The following is a 17,614-nucleotide window of genomic DNA, read 5'->3' on the forward strand; positions in this document are numbered from 1 at the left end:
AGATGCTGGTTGGTCGAATTCCCACGCTCCGGCGGCGCAGGATGTCAACCGTTCGCTAGATCAATCGGCTCGGGCTGGCAAGGGAGTCCATCTGTTGACCGAGATCAATGCATGTGCCTGCCGCCTTGGACGAGATTGCCGGAAAAGGCAGGAGCGTGACCGAAATGAATTTTCTGGACTATCTGCTTCCGATCGACGTCAAGACCTCGCTGATGGGGCGAATGATGCAGAAGATGGGCGTTGAGCGGCAACTCAAAATCATTCCGGACCAAGTCGCCGTCATCAATCGAGCCGTCGACCGCTGCCGTTCCTGCGGGCATCAGGCCGAATGCTCGACCTGGCTCGACAGCCACGAACAAGCCGACGCCCCGCCGGAATATTGTCGCAACGCCGACCTCATCGCGCGCCTCCAGCACGCGGCCGGCCATCGCTAGGAAGAACGAGCAGGCGGGCTGCGGCTATGCCGTAGCGATATAGGCCCGGATCTCCTCGGCCTCGCGCTCCACATCCTCGATGCGGCGCTTGACCACGTCGCCGATCGACACGATCCCGTCGAGCATGCCGTTCTTCTCCACCGGCAGATGGCGGAAGCGACCCTTCGTCATGATCTCCATGACCTCGTTGACCGTGTGGTTCTCGTTGCAGATCTTGACCTTCGGCGTCATGGCCGAACGCACCGGAATATCGAGCGCGGCCGCGCCCTCCCTGGCCAACACCCGCACGATGTCGCGCTCGGAGAGGATGCCGACGATCTTGCGGTCGCCGTTGGTGATGACAAGCGCGCCGACCCTGTGCTCGGTCAGAATCCGGATGGCTTCGCTCAGCTTTTCGTTGGGCCCGAGCGTGAACACGTCATGGCCCTTGTTTTCAAGAATTGCCTTAACCGTCATGGCGTCCTCCTCAGCCTTGCTCGCCGGCTCCTGCCGTACCGGTCCCAGCGCCCTACGGAAGACGCTGGGCTGCCTAAAGCGCGTCGCGGCGCGCTTTAGGTTCTGTATTTTGATGCATGTCGTTCTCCCAAAACCGCTAGGCACTTTTGGGCGACACGCATGGCAACATCGTGCGCCGTGATTGGTTGCATTTCAAGTATGATGCCGGGCTACTCGGCAGGCATGGGGCGGTCGAAAAAGCGCAGGCCGAAAAAGCCGGCGACAAAACCGCCGATATGGGCTTCCCAGGCGATCTGGCCATCGATACCCGGCGCGAAGCCGAGCAGGCCGGTGGCGAGGTTGATCACCATCCATACGCCGAGAAATGTCATGACGCCGCGCGAGCGCAGCACGATCGCGATCGGCAACGGCTGGCCGGCGAAGGCCGCCCTGCCGGACGAGCGGTCGATGCGGAAGCCGTAGCGCGCCGCCGCCCCCATCATGCCCGAGATCGCGCCCGAAGCGCCGACCAGCGGCATCTCGCCGAGCGGGTGGAGCGCCCAGAACAAGGCCACGGATGCGAGTCCCGTTGCCGCGAAGAACAGGGCGAAACGCAGCGCACCGAAACGGTTTGCCAGCGGCGAGCCGAAAGCCGCAAGCCACACCATGTTGATCAGCAGATGCGCCGCGCCGCCATGCAGGAAGGCATAGGTGAAAGGGCTAGAAAAGGCATAAAAATCAAGGTCGTAGCGGCCGGAATAGCGAATCGGGACGAAGGCCGTGCGAACGAGCAGGGCAAAGTCCTGGTCGTCGGTGAGCAAATAAACCCGCACCAGATGGACGGTGACGCAAATCCCGATCACCGCCAGCACCACCGGCGGCAGGTTGAAGACCGGCTCGCGGCGCGGCTCAGGTGCCTCGTCCGGCTGCGGTTCAGTTTCTGTGGGGCTTTCCGGTTCTCTCATGCGCCCTTGCGGTTTGCTGAAGACTCGAGTTTCGCGCGAGCATGTAGTTCACGCTCGATCGAATCACAAACCGCGAATCGCCACAGCCCCGAATCGGATAGGCGCGAATCAAAAAGAAAGCCGTCCAGGGTTCCCCTGAACGGCCGGTCGAGTCCCCTGCTCCCCGTAAACTCGTGACTGAAGTGCTGCCGATCGTTGCGAAACGACCGTTTTGGAGTGGTTTTCGATGTGCCACAGCCCCTGCCGACGCGCAATGTAAACCACTTGTTAACCTTAACGACCCCGACCCGTGCACAAACGTTAACGATACTGGCACGCATCCTGCTCCGCACCGCATGAAGGTCATCGGAGGGCGCCCTGTCTGTTCGCCGATGGGACAACAAAAAAGACAGATTGCGCGGAGCGGAATGCAAATGAATCAGAACGGATCAATCACGCTGTTCCAATATTGGAACCAGCTGCGTGATGGCCGCCCTGCCCCGAAACGCTCGGAAGTCGAGCCGGCGGACATCAAGACGCTTTTGGCGGACACGTTCATCCTGGAGCGCGATACTCGCGGCGAAGCCGTATTCCGGCTGGCCGGCACAAGGCTCTGCGCCTGTTACGGGCGCGAGCTCAAGGGCTTCTCCTTCCCTTCGCTCTGGCGCGAGAGGGACCAGCGGCTGGTGTCGCGGCTGATCCACGGCGTCTTCGACCAGAAATCGGTGCTGCTGATGAACTATGAGGGCTTCAGCCGGAACGGCCGTGCCAACAAGTTCGAACTGTTGGCGCTGCCGCTCGACGGCGGCGTCGAGAACCCGCGCTGCCTCGGCATCATCAGCGCCGTGGAAAGACCGTTCTGGCTGGGCGCCGATCCGCTCGGCGATGCGCTCATCGATGCGATCCGGGTCATCGATCCCGACAAGGAACCGATGTTCCTGAAGAACCGGCCCGCGATCGACGTTCCTTCGCTGGTGCCGACGGAATTCGACGCGCCGGAGACCATATCGGCACTCGGCCGCGTGCGCCGGATCCGGCACCTCGTTGTCTTCGACGGCGGGCGCAACGAGTGAGGTAAATTTCGGGGTAATTTTGCCCCGATCGGACCTGACTTTTTGCGCCCGAGCGGGCTCCGACCCGAAGCCATTTGCGGCCGATTTTTCCCCTTTGTTAACCTGGTTTGCTGTAGCTTTTCCGGTGAAATTCCTCGCATCGTCGCGCGGAATGCCAACGGGGTGTAGCCAGTCATGAGGTCAGCGGCGGAATACGCGCCGTCCCGAGCGGAGCGGCGCAATTTTCAGCGCGTCCGGGTCAAGATCTACGGGCGCTTCATGCTGGAGGATCGCACCGAGCATCCGTGCCAGGTGATCGACATGTCGCCCGGCAATGTCGCCCTGCGCACCGACCGCGTCGGCGCGCCGGGTGAAAAGGTCATCGCCTACATCGACCATATCGGCCGCATCGAAGGCATCGTGACGCGGACCTCGCAGGACGGTTTCGCAATGACCGTCATCGCTTCCGAACGCAAGAAGGACAAGCTTGCCGCGCAGCTTACCTGGCTTGCCAACAAGCATGAGCTGGACCTGCCGGAAGACCGCCGCCACGAGCGTGTCGCGCCGCGCAATCCGCTGAGCGTGCTGCAGCTCACCGACGGGCGCCAGTATCAGTGCCGCATCATCGACCTGTCGCTCTCCGGCGCGGCGATCGAGATCGATGTGAAGCCGGCGATCGGCGTGCAGGTCATGCTGGGAACGATGCGCGGCCAGGTGGTGCGCCATTTCGAGGACGGCGTCGCCATCGAATTCGCCGTCATTCAGCGGCCGGAAACATTGGACCAGGAATTCAACACGCCGCGGTCCTGACCGTCGCCACATTCGAAGCAAGGACCAGCCGGCCGTCAGCGGCCGGTTTTTTACTGACCGGGTCGGCGTCCTTTCGCAGCCAGGCGGCATGGCGAAACGCCAGGAAAAGCGGGGCAGCGCCGGACCAAATCTCACCATTTCCCAGATCGAAATAGTTCAAATTTTATATTTATTCTACGGGCGTTTTACTCAATAACTACTACGCGTTTTTGCGTCAAATAAATCCCAACGTGGCACAGTCTCCATCAAACGGGGAGACTACCACAATGAAAATGATGAGGGGCAAGCTGTTGCTCTTGGCAATGGCGATGCAGCTTTCCGCCTGGGGAGCGGCAAGCGCGGGACCGGTGTTCATGCATACGGGCGGACGGACCACCCAGCCGGTCGGCCACTATGAATTCTGTCAGCGCATTGCGGTCGAATGCAACGAGAAGACGCCGAAAGGGTCACCGGTCGAGCTGACGCGCAAGCTGTGGGCGACGATGATCACCATCAACAATGCGGTGAACACCCGCGTCAAACCGCGCACCGACATGGAGATCTACGGGGTCGAGGAATACTGGGCCTACCCCGACAACGGCTTTGGCGACTGCGAGGACTATGCGCTGGAGAAGCGACGCGAGCTGATGGTCGCCGGTGTCCCCGCCGGCGACCTGCTGATGACGGTGGTGCGCCAGCCGAACGGCGACGGCCATGCAGTGCTGACGGTGCGCACCAGCCTCGGCGAGTTCATCCTCGACAATCTCGAGCCGAAAGTGCTCGCCTGGAACGACACGGTCTACACCTACCTCAAACGCCAATCGACCGAGAATTCCGGCGTTTGGGTTTCGATCAACGACGGCCGCGAGGACGCGGTCGCCAGCGTCCGCTAGGGCGCAACCCAAAAACCCGGTCGAGTCCCCACCCTCCCCGTCCCCAACGACCGGGTTTTAGGAGCCGGCCCTGTCCCCGGGCCGGCTCCGCCTTTTCAGGCTGGAAGCGCCCACTTCGATCGCTCGCTGGCAGGCCTTCCTGATCGGGGCAGATGGGCGCAATATGGCTCGTTCATCGCGGATAGAAGGCGATGCTGGAAATCCCTGACGATCGCTGCGAGCGCCACCTGCTTTTCAAGGCCATAGACGACGCCTTCAAGGCGGGCGACTTCGAGGCACTCGGCAAGGCGCTGGGTGGCTCCGCGCGCTGGTTCGACGAGAGGATGCCGTTCGAGCTCGGCCTTGGCCATCCGCTGGAATACGCGATCTACTGGAGCCCGATCGCTCTCATCGCAACCTTGCTCGATGCCGGCTCGAACCCAAACTATGAGGATCATGCCGGTTTTCCTTCGATCATCGCGGCGCTGTCGACCGAGCGGCCGGACCGGCTGGAGATCGTCCGGATCCTTGTCGAGCATGGCGCCGATCCGAACATGCGCGGCGTGAACGACTGGACCCCACTGCACTATGCCGTGTCGCGGCGCGACGCCGAGGCGGTCCGCCTGCTGCTGGCATCGGGCGGGGATCCGTCGCTCCGAACCAGCATCGACGACTACGAGACAGCCCTCGAGGGCGCGGAGCAAGCCGGCTTTGAGGCGGGGGCGTCGCTGCTGCTCGACGCGCTATCCCGGCGCGGCTAAGTCGACGGCAAGCTGTGGCGCGCAGCGCCAGCCCCACATCGGTCTCAGGCCTCCGTCAATCCGGCCTTGAAGCGCTTGCCGTTGGCGACATAATGCGCGGCCGAGACGCGCAACCTGGCGATTGCCGCGTCGTCCAGCGCCCGTATCACCTTGGCGGGCGAGCCGACGATCAGCGAATTGTCCGGGAAGCTCTTGTTTTCCGTCACCAGGGCTCCGGCGCCGACAAGCGAATTCTTGCCTATCTTCGCGCCGTTGAGCACGATGGCGCCCATGCCGATCAGGCTGTTATCGCCGATCATGCAGCCATGCAGCAGGGCCCGATGACCAATCGTGCAGCCTTGCCCGATGGTGAGCGGAAAGCCAGGATCGGTGTGCATGACCGTATGTTCCTGCACATTCGTGTCGGCGCCGATAATGATCGGCTCGTTGTCGCCGCGGATGACGACGCCGAACCAGAAGCCGGCATTGCGGCCTATCCTGATATCGCCGATCAGCGTGGCGTCGGGCGCCACCCAATTGGTTTCGGCATCCTCGAACTGAGGCGCTTTCCCATCGATCGCATAGATCGGCATTTTTTTGTCTCCGATTCGTCTCAAGCCAAGAATTCGGCCGAGCCTAGGAGACCGGTCGCCCAAGACGCAATGGTGATCAGCACGACGCCGAGTGCCAGTGCCCAGGCCATAGCCGTGCAGCCGCACGAAAGCAGCGCCATCGTGCCGATGCGCCCCTCGCGCCTGGCGGCGAGCGCATCGTTGGTCAGCATGAACGGCCCGGCGCAGGCGGTCGCCGCAAGCGAACGCAGGATGTGGGCGGGCGATACATAGGGTTCGGCGAAGGCAAGTTGGCGGCCGCAGATAATCTCCATGGCCGAGCCAGCAAGGCCGCAGGCCGTCAGGCCGACTGCAAAAGCGTAGAGAGGGAGCAACACGGGATCCATCTTTACCAACCGTTTACCATGAGACCGCACAGTCGTGCCGACGCGCTGCAAGAGCCGTGCCGCGCGAGCTGTGCCACCTGAGGACAGGTGAGCGGATCGGGGATCGCGATGAGAGAGGCAGCAGCCGCCGAGGAATTCGAAGTCGTCGACTCGACCTTGATGAAGCGGGTGTTCTACGCCTTCGCAGCGCTGGCCCTGCTTTCAGTGGCAACCAGCGTCGGCGGCAAATGGCTGGGCCGGTCGATTGCCATGGCCGGCTACACCGACGACACGACGGTGCGCCATGCCGTCATCGGCAACAATGTGATCAGCGTGCCCGCCAACTTCATCCGTTTCGATCAGGCCAGGCGCGACAGCATCGCCTCACGCCTCGACCTTTATCTGCGCTATCCCGAAATGGACGGCTACAGCACCGCGGCGCGCGACGACTTCAACCACGCGACAGTCAAGAAGATCATCTTCCTGTCGTTCGAGCCGCGGATGATGTCGCGCGACATGAGCGGCCGCTTCACGCCGATCTACAGCGCCTTGATCGTCAAGCCCGGCAGGCCAGGTCCGGGCGGCACGACGCTTTATGGTTTCACGGAGAAATCGGGCTATCTCAACGAGGTGCTGGCGGTTGCCGACCGGCCGGGCAAGGACCCGTTCGTCGCCCGTTGCCTGAGCGGGCCGAGCGCCGAGGAATCACTGGCGCCCTGCGAGCGCGATATCCAGGTCGGCGATGATCTCAGCCTCACCTACCGTTTTCCGCGCGAGCTTCTCGGGAACTGGCAGGCGCTCGACGCCGCGATCGCCGCCAAGGTGGCCGGCATCCTGAAGACGGGACATTGAAACGCGGCGCCGTGCGCGCCGCCAACGGCTTGCGTGGCTCAACGCCTCGGCACGATGGCGCCAAGATACGGTCTGGCATCGTGCCGACAAGGCGCGCTATTGGTCATGCATGACGCCAGCCTATCTCGCTTTCGATTCCGCCAGCCGCCGACTTCGGCTCGACCCGCATGAGCCGGCCTTCGTGCAGAATCCGTATGAGGCCTATGCCTTTGTGCATGGCGCCTCGAACGCATTCTTCTGGGAAGACTACGGCTTCTGGTGCTTTGGCGGCTTCGACGACGTCAACCGCCTGCTGCGCGACCGCCGTTTCGGCCGCCAGAACCCGGCCAGCATTCCCGATAGCCGCGGCATCGGCGACGACCGCTCGCATCTGACCGCTTTCGACGCGATCGAGGCGAATTCCATGCTGGAGCTCGAGCCGCCGGTGCACACGAGGCTGCGGACGCTGGTCAATCGCGCCTTCGTCTCGCGCCAGGTCGAGCGGCTTCGGCCGCGCATCGAGGCCCTGGCGAATGAGCTGATCGACCGTTTTGCGCCGGGCGGCGTCGACCTTCTGCCCACCTACGCCTCGCCATTGCCCATCACCATCATCGCCGAAATGCTCGGCGTTCCGGTCGAGATGGGGCCGCAACTGCTCGACTGGTCGCATCAGATGGTCGCCATGTACATGCATGGCCGCACGCGTGAGACAGAGGAGACGGCGAACCGCGCAGCGCGTGATTTTTCGGACTTCCTGCGCGGCTATATCACGGAGCGGCGCAGGAAGCCCGGCGACGATCTGCTTTCGCTGCTGATCGAAGCCCAGGACAACGGCCAGAAACTCTCCGAGGACGAACTGGTTTCCTCGGCGATCCTTTTGCTCAACGCCGGCCATGAGGCGACCGTGCATCAGGCCGGCAATGCGGTGCGCACGATCCTGGCGCAGGGTGGCGATCCGCGCCGCTTCTTCGAAACGCCGGAAGCAAACGCCGCGACGGTCGAGGAATGCCTGCGCTATGATGCGCCGCTGCACATGTTCCTCCGTTATGCCTATGAGGAAATCGAAGTGGCGCCGGGCATTTTGGTCAAGCCCGGCGAGATGGTGGCGCTGCTGCTCGGCATGGCCAATCATGACCCCTTGGCGTTTGTCGAACCCGAGACGTTCAATCCGACCCGCACCGATCAGAAGAACGTCTCCTTCGGCGCCGGCATCCATTTCTGCATCGGCGCACCGCTGGCGCGGCTCGAGCTGCAGGTGTCGCTGAAAACACTGTTCGATCGGCTGCCAAGGCTGCGGCTGGCTGAGGAGCCACGCTTTCGCGACAGCTATCATTTCCATGGATTGGAGAGGCTTGCGGTCGCGTTTTGAGCTGAAGCCGTCCGAACTTCGTCATCCTTGGGCGAAAGCGACGCGAAGCGGAGCGAAGACCCAAGGATCCATGCCGTGACCTTGGCCGTATGGTGCAGCGGAGCAGAATTCTGCACCGTTGCGACGCCTTAACGTCACGGCAGGATCCTCGGGTCTGCGCTGCGTCGCTACGCTCCTTGCTCAGCCCGTGGATGACGAAATGATAAGCGACTCGACAGCCCGAACATGCCGAGGCACGGTAGCCGGAAGCCCGTTCAAAGCTTGATCACATATTCCTTGCGCGTCGTCTCGAGCACCTCCCAGGTGCCCTTGAAGCCCGGCCTCAGCACGAAACTGTCGCCGGCCTTGACCGTGCGCGCCTCGCCGCCGTCTTCGGCGATCACCGAGACCCCCGCCAGGATGTGGCAGAACTCCCATTCGTCGTAGACGATGCGCCACTTGCCGGGCGTCGCTTCCCAGATGCCGGCATAGAGGCCGCCATCGCGCTCCTCGATATTCCAGGTGCGGAATTTCGGATCGCCGGAGATGATGCGGTCCGGGGCCGGCGCGCCGGCCTCCGGTTCCACGCTTTCGATATTTACGGCAAGGAAGGCCGACATCAAATCAGACCTTGCTCAGCGCCTGTTCCAGATCGGCGACGATGTCATTGACGTCCTCGATGCCGACCGACAGCCGGACCGTATCCGGTCCTGCGCCGGCCTTGATCTTCTGCTCGTCGGAAAGCTGGCGGTGCGTGGTCGAGGCCGGATGGATGACCAGCGACTTGGTGTCTCCGACATTGGCAAGGTGCGAGAAGAGCTCCAGCGCCTCCACGAATTTCACGCCGGCCTCATAGCCGCCCTTGAGGCCGAAGGTGAACACGGCGCCGGCGCCCTGCGGCGAGTATTTCTTCTGCAGCGCATTGTTCTTGTCGCTCGGCAGTCCGGGATAGTTCACCCACGCGACTTTCGGATGGTTCGAAAGCCAGGCGGCGACGCTCACCGCGTTGTCGCAATGGCGCTGCATGCGCAGCGGCAGCGTTTCGAGGCCGGTAAGAATCAGGAAGGCGTTGAAGGGCGAGATCGCCGGGCCGAGGTCGCGCAGACCGAGCACGCGGGCGGCAATGGCGAAGGCGAAGTTGCCGAAGGTCTCGTGCAGGACGAGGCCGCCATATTCGGGGCGCGGCTCGGACAGCATCGGATATTTGCCCGACTTCGACCAGTCGAAAGTGCCGCCGTCGATGATGGCGCCGCCGATCGAATTGCCGTGGCCGCCGATGAACTTGGTCAGCGAATGCACCACGATGTCTGCGCCATGCTCGATCGGTCGCACCAGATAGGGCGAGGCCAGCGTGTTGTCGACGATCAACGGCAGGCCGTGCCTGCGGGCAATATCGCCGATCTTCTCGATGTCGACGAAGATGCCGCCCGGATTGGCGAGGCTCTCGATGAAGATCGCCTTGGTCTTGTCGTCGATCTGGCTTTCGAAGGTCGACGGGTCATTGGTGTCGGCCCAGCGCACCTCCCAGCCATAATTCTTGAAGGCATGGCCGAATTGGTTGATGGAGCCGCCATAAAGCTTTGTGGCAGATACGAAATTGTCACCCGGCTGCATCAGATTGTGGAAGACGATCACCTGCGCGGCGTGGCCGGAAGCGACGGCGAGCCCCGCGGTGCCGCCCTCGAGCGCCGCAAGGCGTTCTTCCAGAACCGCCTGCGTCGGGTTCATGATGCGGGTGTAGATGTTGCCGAAGGCCTTCAGCCCGAACAGCGAGGCGGCATGGTCGGCGTCATCGAAGACATAGGAGGTGGTCTGGTAGATCGGCGTGGCGCGCGCGCCCGTCGCCGGATCCGGCTTGGCGCCGGCATGAACGGCGAGCGTGTTGAAACCGGGCGTACGGGTCACGGAAACCTCCCTCTTGGTGATCCAGCGAAAATCGCCGGGCATTCTTGGCGAAGCCCGGCTGGGAATGCAAAGAAGAAAATACCTTTCGGCAAGCGATTTGCGGCGAACGTCGGGAAAAATCCATTTCTTCCCGGAATAATTTTGCGCGGTTGATAGCCCGCCTATTTCTGCCGGATGCCGAAACTCTGAAAACCCTGTCGCATCAAGGGTTTTTTCGACGACAGCACGCCGGAATTGACGCCGGTCCAGCCGATTTCGCCGGACAGCTTGCCGTATTCGATCTTCGGGCAGCGGTTCATCACCACCTTGATGCCGGCGGCCTCGGCACGCGCGGCCGCCTCGTCATGGCGCACGCCGAGCTGCATCCACAGCACCTTGGGCAGCGGATCGAGCTTCAGCACCTGGTCGATGATGCCCGGCACTGCCGCCGAGCCGCGAAAAATGTCGACCATGTCGACCGGATGCGGCAGGTCGGCCAGGCTGGCATAGACCGTCTGTCCAAGGATCTGCTTGCCGGCATGACCGGGATTGATCGGCAACACCGAAAAGCCCTTGGCCAGCAGGTATTTCAGCACGAAATAGCTCGGCCGCACGTCGTTTGGCGAGGCGCCGACCATCGCAATCGTCTTCACCGAGTTCAGGATGCCGGCGATGTAAGTGTTGTCATACGTGTCGTGATTCATGGATCGTCCTCATACAGCGCTTCGGCGAGAAAGGCAGCCGGATCGCTGCAGAAGTCGCGCATCATGCGAAAATGATCGGTGTCGTGAAAATCCGTCGGATCGAGGCCAAAGCGGCTGATGCGGAACAGCCGCGCATTCGGACAGGCCATCAGCAGCGGCGAATGCGTCGCCATGATCACCTGGGCGGTGCCGGAGCGCTCCATGCGCTGAAGCAGTTTCAGTAATTCGATCTGGCGCGTCGGCGAAAGCGCACTTTCGGGCTCGTCGAGGATGTATATGCCTTGCCGGCGGCACCGCTCCTCGAAGAAGCGGATGAAACCTTCGCCATGCGACCATGACAGGAAATCGGGTGGTGCCGCGCCAGCGTCAAGCGCAGCTCGATCGAGGTAGCGCGCGACTGAATAGAAGGACTCGGCGCGAAAGAACCAGCCCGCGGTAACCTTCGGCAGCCAATGGCCGCGCAAAGCCGCCGCGAGCGCTGCGCCGCTCTTGTCGATGGCGCCGGAGTGGTCGACAGGCATATAGCCTTTACCGCCGCCGGCCTCGTCATAGCCGGCCAGCGCGCCTATGGCCTCGAGCAGTGTCGATTTGCCGGTGCCGTTCTCGCCGACGATGATGGTGATGGCCGATGTAAATTCGAACTCGAATTCGCGATCCCGAAAGATCTGCAGGCTCCAAGGATATTTTTCCCAGTTCGCAACGCGCGACGGCTCAAGCAGGATGCGCTTGAGATAAGGCGCCTTCAGCCGCGTCAGTTGCTTGCGGGCAGCCAAATTACACCTTCAGATTGGAAAAGCGCGGCGGCATCCTGGGACCCGCTATTCGTCGGTCCATTCCGGCTTGCGCTTGCCGATAAAGGCGCCGATGCCTTCCTCGGCGTCGCGCGCCAGCATGTTTTTCACCATCACGCGGCCGGTATAGGCATAGGCGTCGGCCAGCCCCATCTCGGCCTGGGCGTAGAAGGCTTCCTTGCCGGTCTTGACCACCAAAGACGATTTGGAAGCAATGGTTTGCGCGTATTTGTTGACAACCTGATTCAAATATTCGCGCGGCACGATGCGGTTGATGAGGCCAAATTCCCTGGCCGTCGCCGCGTCGATCGTCTCGCCGGTGAGCAGCATTTCCATAGCCTGTTTGCGCGAGACGTTGCGCGACAGCGCCACCATCGGTGTCGAGCAGAAGAGGCCGATATTGACGCCCGGCGTGCAGAAGGTCGCCTCATGCGAGGCAATGGCGAGATCGCAGCTCGCGACAAGCTGCAGGCCGGCGGCGGTCGCCAGGCCATCGACCTCGGCGATCACCGGCTTCGGGTGACGCACGATTGTCTGCATCAGGTTCGCGCAGGCGGCGAAGGTCTGTTCGAAGAAGGCGCGACCGCGATCCGGTTCGGCGCGATGCGCCGTCATTTCCTTGAGGTCATGCCCGGCGCAGAACACCTTGCCGGACGCCGCCAGGATGATGACGCGCACGGACTTGTCGGCCTTCACACGATCGAACTCCGCCTGCAGGGCCGCCATTATCGCCAGAGAGAGCGCGTTGGCGGGCGGGCTGGCAAGCGTCAGGCGCAGCACACCCATGTCCTGGGTGGCAAGAACGGGGCCGTCGGCGACAGCCGGCTTGATGGCGACAACTTCAGCCACTTTCTAAACCTCTCGGGTCAGCGCTCGCGGTTCATGGAGCAACAGAACTAGCATGCTGCCGATTGAAGAACAGCTGCGAGACGTGTTTTCTCCGTGGCACCGTTTGGTCCAGGCGCCGCGCCTGGAACTTCCCCCGTATATAGGAATCGCGCATGGCCGCTCAAAGCAATCTCAAGCCGGTGCTGACAGCAGCGGAAGTCAATGCGCTGATGGCAAGCGTCTATCCGCAGCTCAACGACCAGTTCTCTTTCTACGAAGCGCTTGAAGTGTTTCCGGGCGGCTGCACGGTTCGGCTCAACGCCGACGAGCGGCATCTGCGCCCGGGCGGCACGGTCTCGGGTCCTTCACTGTTCACGCTGGCCGACATCGGCGGCTATGTCTGCGTGCTCAGCCACGCCGGGCCAGACGCGCTTTCGGTGACCACCAATCTCAACATCAACTTCATGCGCAAGGCCGAAGCCGGGCCGATCGACGGCCATTGCCGCATCCTCAAGCTCGGAAAGAGCCTGATGGTCTTCGACATCGACATCGTCGCCGGCCCGGACAGGCACACCGTGGCGCACGCGACCGGCACCTATTCGATCCCACCGAAGCGTTAGCTAAATTTATCTACCCGCCGACGACCCCATAATCTGCAAGACCGTCTCGCGGATAAGTTGGCGCAAGTTTGCAGGCTTGTCGAGGTGGCTGGCGATGAGCAGTCCGTCGCCGGCGACCGTCAGGATGTCGGCGGCGGTTTCCGGATCGGGATTGCCGTCGGCGGCGAGCAGACTGCACAGGAGGTCATGCTTCCAACTCCTGTGCTCGCCGATCGCCTGCCTCACCGGATGGCCCGGGTCCGGATATTCGGCGGCCGCATTGAGAAACGGGCAGCCGCGATAGCCAGGTTGAGCGGCGGCATCCGCAACAAGGTCGAAGATAGCCAGGATCATGGCCCGAGCCGGCCGCTTTCCGATCCTGTCGATCGCGGCCCGCCCTAGCCGGCTTTGGTTCTGGACATAGGCACGGACGAGCTCGTCCTTGGCCGGAAAGTACTTGTAGAACGTGGCCTTCGCCACGCCGGCCTCCGCGATGATCCGATCTATGCCGACTGTGTGCACGCCCTCGGCATAGAAGAGCGTCGTCGCCGTATCCAGAATGCGGTTGCGCGCGGAACTCTCGCGGCCGGTGTCAGTGATGTCAGCAGTGTGGTCCGCCATCCCGAATATCCTTTGACGTGTCCCGTTTTCCGGCATACAGACAGGTCTGTCTAGTAGACAGAATTGTCTACTTCAAACGAGAGGTGCCGAAATGGGATCAGTTATCAGGGAAATGATCGTCGATGCATCGCCGCAGAGCGTCTGGCAGACCGTCGGCAACTTTGCCGAGGGACCCAGGCTGACAACGCCGGACATCTTCGTGGATTGCCGGCTGGTCGAACCCGACTTGCGGCAAATGACCTTTGACAACGGCAAGGTCGTGCACCAGAGGTTGATTGCCCGCGACGAGCAGGCGCGACGGATCGTCTGGGCATGGGAAGGCGAAGTGGTGAGGCACGACAATACCTCCATGCAGGTCTTTGCGGAGAACGATGGGCGCAGCAGGCTGGTTTGGATCCATGACACCGCGCCGGACGAGCTCTGCGGCTGGCTTGCCACTGCGATGGACCAGCTCGCGCCCGAAATCCGCCGCTCGCTCGAAGCCGCCAACTGACGGCCGGACGCATCGCAGGGCGTTCCGGTCATCGGCCGGAGCGCCTCTATGGGGTAAAATAATACCTTTGTTACAACCGATTGTTTTTGCATCACTTTGTGCGCCAAAGGACTTTTCGATCGCCTTGACGCGCCTGGCGCCCTCGCCTATAAGCCCTCGCGAAGCAGCGGCCCGCAACGGCCGCCGTTTTGTTATTGGCGAATGGCCTGGCGCCCTCGCCAATCCAAGCAACAAGAAACGCCTTTCCTTGTCCTCGTGGACGAGGAAGGTCAACCTGAGAGCAAAACCATGACTACCTTTTCGCAGAAGCCTGCGGATGTGGTGAAGAAGTGGGTGCTGATCGACGCCGAGGGTCTCGTCGTCGGCCGCCTCGCCACTGTTATCGCCAACCATCTGCGCGGCAAGCACAAGCCCACCTTCACCCCGCATGTCGATGATGGCGACAACGTCATCGTCATCAATGCCGACAAGGTGGTGTTCACCGGCAAGAAGTACACCGATAAGGTCTATTACTGGCACACCGGCCATCCCGGCGGCATCAAGGAGCGCACCGCGCGCCAGCTGCTCGAGGGCCGCTTCCCCGAGCGCGTCGTCGAGAAGGCCGTCGAGCGCATGATCCCGCGCGGCCCGCTTGGCCGCCGCCAGATGAAGAATCTCCGCGTCTATGCAGGCGCCGAACATCCGCACGCCGCTCAGCAGCCCGTCACGCTCGACGTGGCCAAGCTGAACCCCAAGAACAAGAGGGCCTCGTAATGGCTGAGCTTTCCTCGCTCGCAGAACTCGGGACTGTCACTGCCGCCGCGCAGCCGGCCGCGCCCGTCCATGTCCAGAAGCTCGACAAGTCGGGCCGCGCCTATGCCACCGGCAAGCGCAAGAACGCCATCGCGCGCGTCTGGGTGAAGCCGGGCTCCGGCAAGATCACCGTCAATGACAAGGAATTCGCGAGCTATTTCGCGCGTCCGGTGCTGCAGATGATCCTCAACCAGCCGATCGTCGCTGCGAACCGCGCCGGCCAGTACGACATCGTCGCCACCGTCATCGGCGGCGGGCTCTCCGGCCAGGCGGGCGCCGTGCGTCACGGCATTTCCAAGGCGCTGACCTATTACGAGCCGGCGCTGCGCTCGGTACTCAAGAAGGGTGGCTTCCTGACCCGCGACAGCCGCGTCGTCGAGCGCAAGAAGTACGGCAAGGCAAAAGCCCGCCGCAGCTTCCAGTTCTCGAAGCGTTAAGCTTCTATACCTGCAAGCTTTCGAAAGGCCGCCTCCGGGCGGCCTTTTGTTTTTCAAGCGGCTTGTCCGCGCCCGGCCGGCGTCTTGATGTAGTCGATGAAGGCGCGCAGCGGCGCGGGCACAAGGCGCCGTCCGGGATAGTAGAGGAACGGTCCGGAGAATTGCTGCCACCAGGGCTCGAGAACCGGTTCCAGCGCACCGTTCTCGAAATATGGGCGAAGCCAGTCCTCGAACAGGTTGACGATGCCGGTGCCGGCTATCGCCGCGTCGACAGCGAGATCGACAGCGCCGCCCAAGGTGACGAGCAGCGGCCCGGATGGATCGACTCGAACCACCTCGCCGTCACGCTCGAATTCCCATGGCGCCACGGCGCGCCCCGAAAAACGGCCGCGCAGGCAGGCATGGTTAAGCAGATCGCGCGGGTGTTGCGGCCAGCCATGCCTTTCGAGATAGGCCGGCGAAGCGGCCGTTGCGAAGCGCTGCACGCGCGGTCCGATCGGTACCGCGATCATGTCCTGCTCCAGCCGCTCGTCGTAGCGGATGCCTGCGTCGCAACCGGCCGCTTGCAGGTCGGCAAAACTCTCCTCGGCAATCACCTCCAGTCGGATCGCGGGATAGGCGGCGAGGAACCCGGGAACGATCTTCGGCAGCACTAAACGCGAGGCACTGGCCGGCACGTTGAGCCGTAAGGTGCCGGCCGGCCTGTCGCGAAAGCCGTTCACCACGTCGAGCGCTGCCTCGACCTCACCGGGCCGAGCCGCGCCAGCAATCCAGCACCAGCATTGGTGAGGGCGACGCTGCGCGTGGTGCGGTTGAACAGCCGCACACCTAGCTGGGTTTCGAGGCGCCGGATCGCTTCGCTGAGCGCCGACGCGCTGCCCGCCGTTGCGCGCGCTCCCTCGCGGAAACCGCCGGCGCGCGCTACCGCCAGGAATGCCTGGAGATCGTTCAGGTCAGCCATTGTTCGCGATTCCGTACAAGTTGTCCCGACTATAGGCGGTTATCGAGACAACGAATATGACCTATTTCCCTCCTCGACAGACGAGGAGAAGCGACCATGTCCAGCACATACAAATCCGGCACATACAAGCTCGGCGACCGCCCGGTCCGGCGCCTCGGCTACGGCGCCATGCAGCTCGCGGGCAAGGGCGTGTTCGGTCCGCCGAAGGACCATGACGCAGCAATCGCCGTGCTGCGCGAAGCGGTGGCGAATGGCGTCAACCACATCGACACCAGCGACTATTATGGCCCGCATGTCACCAACCGGCTGATCCGTGAGGCGCTGGCGCCCTACCGTGACGATCTCGTCATCGTCACCAAGATCGGCGCCCGCCGCGGCAACGATGCGCCCTGGCTGCCGGCCTATTCGCCCGAGGAACTCACGCAAGCCGTGCACGACAATCTAGCCAATCTCGGGCTCGACGTGCTCGACGTGGTCAATTTGCGCATCATGTTCGACACCCACGGCCCGGCGGAAGGTTCGATCGAAGCGCCGCTCGCGGCGCTTGCCGAGTTGCAGCGCCAGGGCCTTGTGCGCCATATCGGCTTGAGCAACGTCACCCGTGCGCAGATCGCGGAAGGCCGCCGCATCTGCGAGATCGTCTGCGTGCAAAACCAGTACAACCTCGCTCACAGGCAAGACGACGCGCTGATCGACGAGCTTGCCCGCGACGGCATCGCCTATGTGCCGTTCTTCCCGCTCGGCGGCTTCAGTCCATTGCAGTCCTCGACCTTGTCGGGTGTCGCTGAACGGCTTGGCGCCACGCCGATGCAGGTCGCGCTCGCATGGCTCTTGCAACGCTCGCCCAACATCCTGCTGATCCCGGGCACGTCGTCGGCTGAGCATCTCCAAGAGAACCTGGCGGCGGCGGAACTGGAGCTGCCGCCGGGGGATGTGCTGAGCGAGTTGGACGGAGTCGCGAAAGCGGCGTGATTAGCTGATCTCCCCCCTTTGTGGACCCTTGTTGGGGGAGATGGCCGGCAGGCCAGAGCGGGCACGAAGGAGCACCAATCTCTGGGGTATCTCTCGCGACCGTAATCGCAAATGTGGGATCAACGGACTGAAAGGCCGGCGGGATAGCGT

General features: G+C 62.7%; 22 protein-coding genes and 1 pseudogene. 12 read left to right on the forward strand and 11 right to left on the reverse strand.

The window, feature by feature from the left end; translation table 11 throughout:
- Positions 1-125: 125 nt before the first annotated feature.
- Positions 126-434, forward strand: coding sequence for a DUF6455 family protein (locus tag RFN28_RS21205; protein WP_320289173.1), 309 nt, complete (start codon positions 126-128; stop codon positions 432-434).
- A 24-nt stretch (positions 435-458) separates the two neighbouring features.
- Here RFN28_RS21205 and RFN28_RS21210 read toward each other — a convergent pair whose 3' ends face one another.
- Together RFN28_RS21210 and RFN28_RS21215 are read right to left on the reverse strand one after the other, a co-directional pair.
- Positions 459-890, reverse strand: a complete 432-nt coding sequence (locus RFN28_RS21210) for a CBS domain-containing protein (RefSeq protein ID WP_320289174.1) — start codon at positions 888-890, stop codon at positions 459-461.
- A gap of 209 nt (positions 891-1,099) precedes the next feature.
- Positions 1,100-1,834: a rhomboid family intramembrane serine protease gene (locus RFN28_RS21215; protein ID WP_320289175.1), complete on the reverse strand. Its 735-nt coding sequence runs from the start codon at positions 1,832-1,834 to the stop codon at positions 1,100-1,102.
- A gap of 413 nt (positions 1,835-2,247) precedes the next feature.
- Between RFN28_RS21215 and RFN28_RS21220 the strand changes: the two genes are divergently transcribed.
- The 4 genes from RFN28_RS21220 to RFN28_RS21235 all read left to right on the forward strand — a co-directional run bounded on the left by RFN28_RS21220 (position 2,248) and on the right by RFN28_RS21235 (position 5,287).
- Positions 2,248-2,886, forward strand: a complete 639-nt coding sequence (locus RFN28_RS21220; RefSeq protein WP_320289176.1) for a PAS domain-containing protein — start codon at positions 2,248-2,250, stop codon at positions 2,884-2,886.
- A gap of 174 nt (positions 2,887-3,060) precedes the next feature.
- A complete protein-coding gene (locus RFN28_RS21225; protein ID WP_320289177.1) occupies positions 3,061-3,675 on the forward strand; it encodes a PilZ domain-containing protein in 615 nt (204 codons plus the stop codon).
- 266 nt (positions 3,676-3,941) lie between these two features.
- Positions 3,942-4,547, forward strand: a complete 606-nt coding sequence (locus tag RFN28_RS21230) for a transglutaminase-like cysteine peptidase (protein WP_320289178.1) — start codon at positions 3,942-3,944, stop codon at positions 4,545-4,547.
- Positions 4,548-4,738: 191 nt separating this feature from the next.
- Positions 4,739-5,287 carry an ankyrin repeat domain-containing protein gene (locus RFN28_RS21235; RefSeq protein WP_320289179.1) on the forward strand — a complete coding sequence of 183 codons (549 nt, stop codon included), beginning with the start codon at positions 4,739-4,741 and terminating at the stop codon, positions 5,285-5,287.
- 44 nt (positions 5,288-5,331) lie between these two features.
- Here the strand turns inward: RFN28_RS21235 and RFN28_RS21240 are convergent, their stop codons facing one another.
- A complete protein-coding gene (locus tag RFN28_RS21240; protein ID WP_320289180.1) occupies positions 5,332-5,859 on the reverse strand; it encodes a gamma carbonic anhydrase family protein in 528 nt (175 codons plus the stop codon).
- A gap of 20 nt (positions 5,860-5,879) precedes the next feature.
- Positions 5,880-6,215 carry a DUF6949 family protein gene (locus RFN28_RS21245; RefSeq protein ID WP_430678533.1) on the reverse strand — a complete coding sequence of 112 codons (336 nt, stop codon included), beginning with the start codon at positions 6,213-6,215 and terminating at the stop codon, positions 5,880-5,882.
- Between the two features lie 117 nt (positions 6,216-6,332).
- On the opposite strand from RFN28_RS21245, the gene RFN28_RS21250 reads away from it, so the two are divergent.
- Both RFN28_RS21250 and RFN28_RS21255 read left to right on the forward strand, forming a co-directional pair.
- Positions 6,333-7,055, forward strand: a complete 723-nt coding sequence (locus tag RFN28_RS21250; RefSeq protein ID WP_320289182.1) for a hypothetical protein — start codon at positions 6,333-6,335, stop codon at positions 7,053-7,055.
- Positions 7,056-7,164: 109 nt separating this feature from the next.
- The gene (locus tag RFN28_RS21255; protein WP_320289183.1) at positions 7,165-8,403 is read left to right on the forward strand and encodes a cytochrome P450; all 1,239 of its coding nucleotides are present in this window, start codon (positions 7,165-7,167) and stop codon (positions 8,401-8,403) included.
- Between the two features lie 254 nt (positions 8,404-8,657).
- Here RFN28_RS21255 and RFN28_RS21260 read toward each other — a convergent pair whose 3' ends face one another.
- The 5 genes from RFN28_RS21260 to RFN28_RS21280 form a co-directional block, all read right to left on the reverse strand.
- Positions 8,658-9,002 (reverse strand): cupin domain-containing protein, encoded by a 345-nt coding sequence (locus RFN28_RS21260; protein WP_320289184.1) that lies wholly within the window; start codon positions 9,000-9,002, stop codon positions 8,658-8,660.
- A 4-nt stretch (positions 9,003-9,006) separates the two neighbouring features.
- Positions 9,007-10,287 carry an O-acetylhomoserine aminocarboxypropyltransferase gene (locus RFN28_RS21265; protein ID WP_320289185.1) on the reverse strand — a complete coding sequence of 427 codons (1,281 nt, stop codon included), beginning with the start codon at positions 10,285-10,287 and terminating at the stop codon, positions 9,007-9,009.
- A gap of 161 nt (positions 10,288-10,448) precedes the next feature.
- Positions 10,449-10,970, reverse strand: coding sequence for a CoA-binding protein (locus tag RFN28_RS21270; protein WP_320289186.1), 522 nt, complete (start codon positions 10,968-10,970; stop codon positions 10,449-10,451).
- Complete coding sequence (locus RFN28_RS21275; RefSeq protein WP_320289187.1) at positions 10,967-11,743, reverse strand: AAA family ATPase; 777 nt, start codon at positions 11,741-11,743, stop codon at positions 10,967-10,969. Before RFN28_RS21275 ends, RFN28_RS21270 begins: the two co-directional genes overlap by 4 nt.
- Positions 11,744-11,788: 45 nt before the next feature.
- Positions 11,789-12,610 (reverse strand): enoyl-CoA hydratase, encoded by an 822-nt coding sequence (locus tag RFN28_RS21280; protein WP_320289188.1) that lies wholly within the window; start codon positions 12,608-12,610, stop codon positions 11,789-11,791.
- Between the two features lie 152 nt (positions 12,611-12,762).
- On the opposite strand from RFN28_RS21280, the gene RFN28_RS21285 reads away from it, so the two are divergent.
- On the forward strand, positions 12,763-13,209 hold the full coding sequence (locus RFN28_RS21285; RefSeq protein WP_320289189.1) for a PaaI family thioesterase: 447 nt from the start codon (positions 12,763-12,765) through the stop codon (positions 13,207-13,209).
- Between the two features lie 6 nt (positions 13,210-13,215).
- Here the strand turns inward: RFN28_RS21285 and RFN28_RS21290 are convergent, their stop codons facing one another.
- Positions 13,216-13,809, reverse strand: a complete 594-nt coding sequence (locus tag RFN28_RS21290; protein WP_320289190.1) for a TetR/AcrR family transcriptional regulator — start codon at positions 13,807-13,809, stop codon at positions 13,216-13,218.
- A gap of 91 nt (positions 13,810-13,900) precedes the next feature.
- Between RFN28_RS21290 and RFN28_RS21295 the strand changes: the two genes are divergently transcribed.
- The 3 genes from RFN28_RS21295 (at position 13,901) to rpsI (ending at position 15,531) form a co-directional block, all read left to right on the forward strand.
- Complete coding sequence (locus RFN28_RS21295; protein WP_320289191.1) at positions 13,901-14,302, forward strand: SRPBCC family protein; 402 nt, start codon at positions 13,901-13,903, stop codon at positions 14,300-14,302.
- Positions 14,303-14,590: 288 nt separating this feature from the next.
- Positions 14,591-15,055, forward strand: a complete 465-nt coding sequence (gene rplM / locus RFN28_RS21300; RefSeq protein WP_320289192.1) for a 50S ribosomal protein L13 — start codon at positions 14,591-14,593, stop codon at positions 15,053-15,055.
- The gene (gene rpsI / locus RFN28_RS21305) at positions 15,055-15,531 is read left to right on the forward strand and encodes a 30S ribosomal protein S9 (RefSeq protein ID WP_292121170.1); all 477 of its coding nucleotides are present in this window, start codon (positions 15,055-15,057) and stop codon (positions 15,529-15,531) included. Before rplM ends, rpsI begins: the two co-directional genes overlap by 1 nt.
- 53 nt (positions 15,532-15,584) lie before the next feature.
- Here the strand turns inward: rpsI and RFN28_RS21310 are convergent.
- Positions 15,585-16,492 (reverse strand): annotated as a pseudogene (locus RFN28_RS21310) (LysR family transcriptional regulator).
- A gap of 96 nt (positions 16,493-16,588) precedes the next feature.
- Between RFN28_RS21310 and RFN28_RS21315 the strand changes: the two are divergent.
- Positions 16,589-17,464 (forward strand): aldo/keto reductase family oxidoreductase, encoded by an 876-nt coding sequence (locus RFN28_RS21315; RefSeq protein WP_320289193.1) that lies wholly within the window; start codon positions 16,589-16,591, stop codon positions 17,462-17,464.
- Positions 17,465-17,614: the final 150 nt, after the last annotated feature.

Source organism: Mesorhizobium album, from assembly GCF_033977205.1.
In the GTDB taxonomy this organism is placed as follows: domain Bacteria; phylum Pseudomonadota; class Alphaproteobacteria; order Rhizobiales; family Rhizobiaceae; genus Mesorhizobium; species Mesorhizobium album.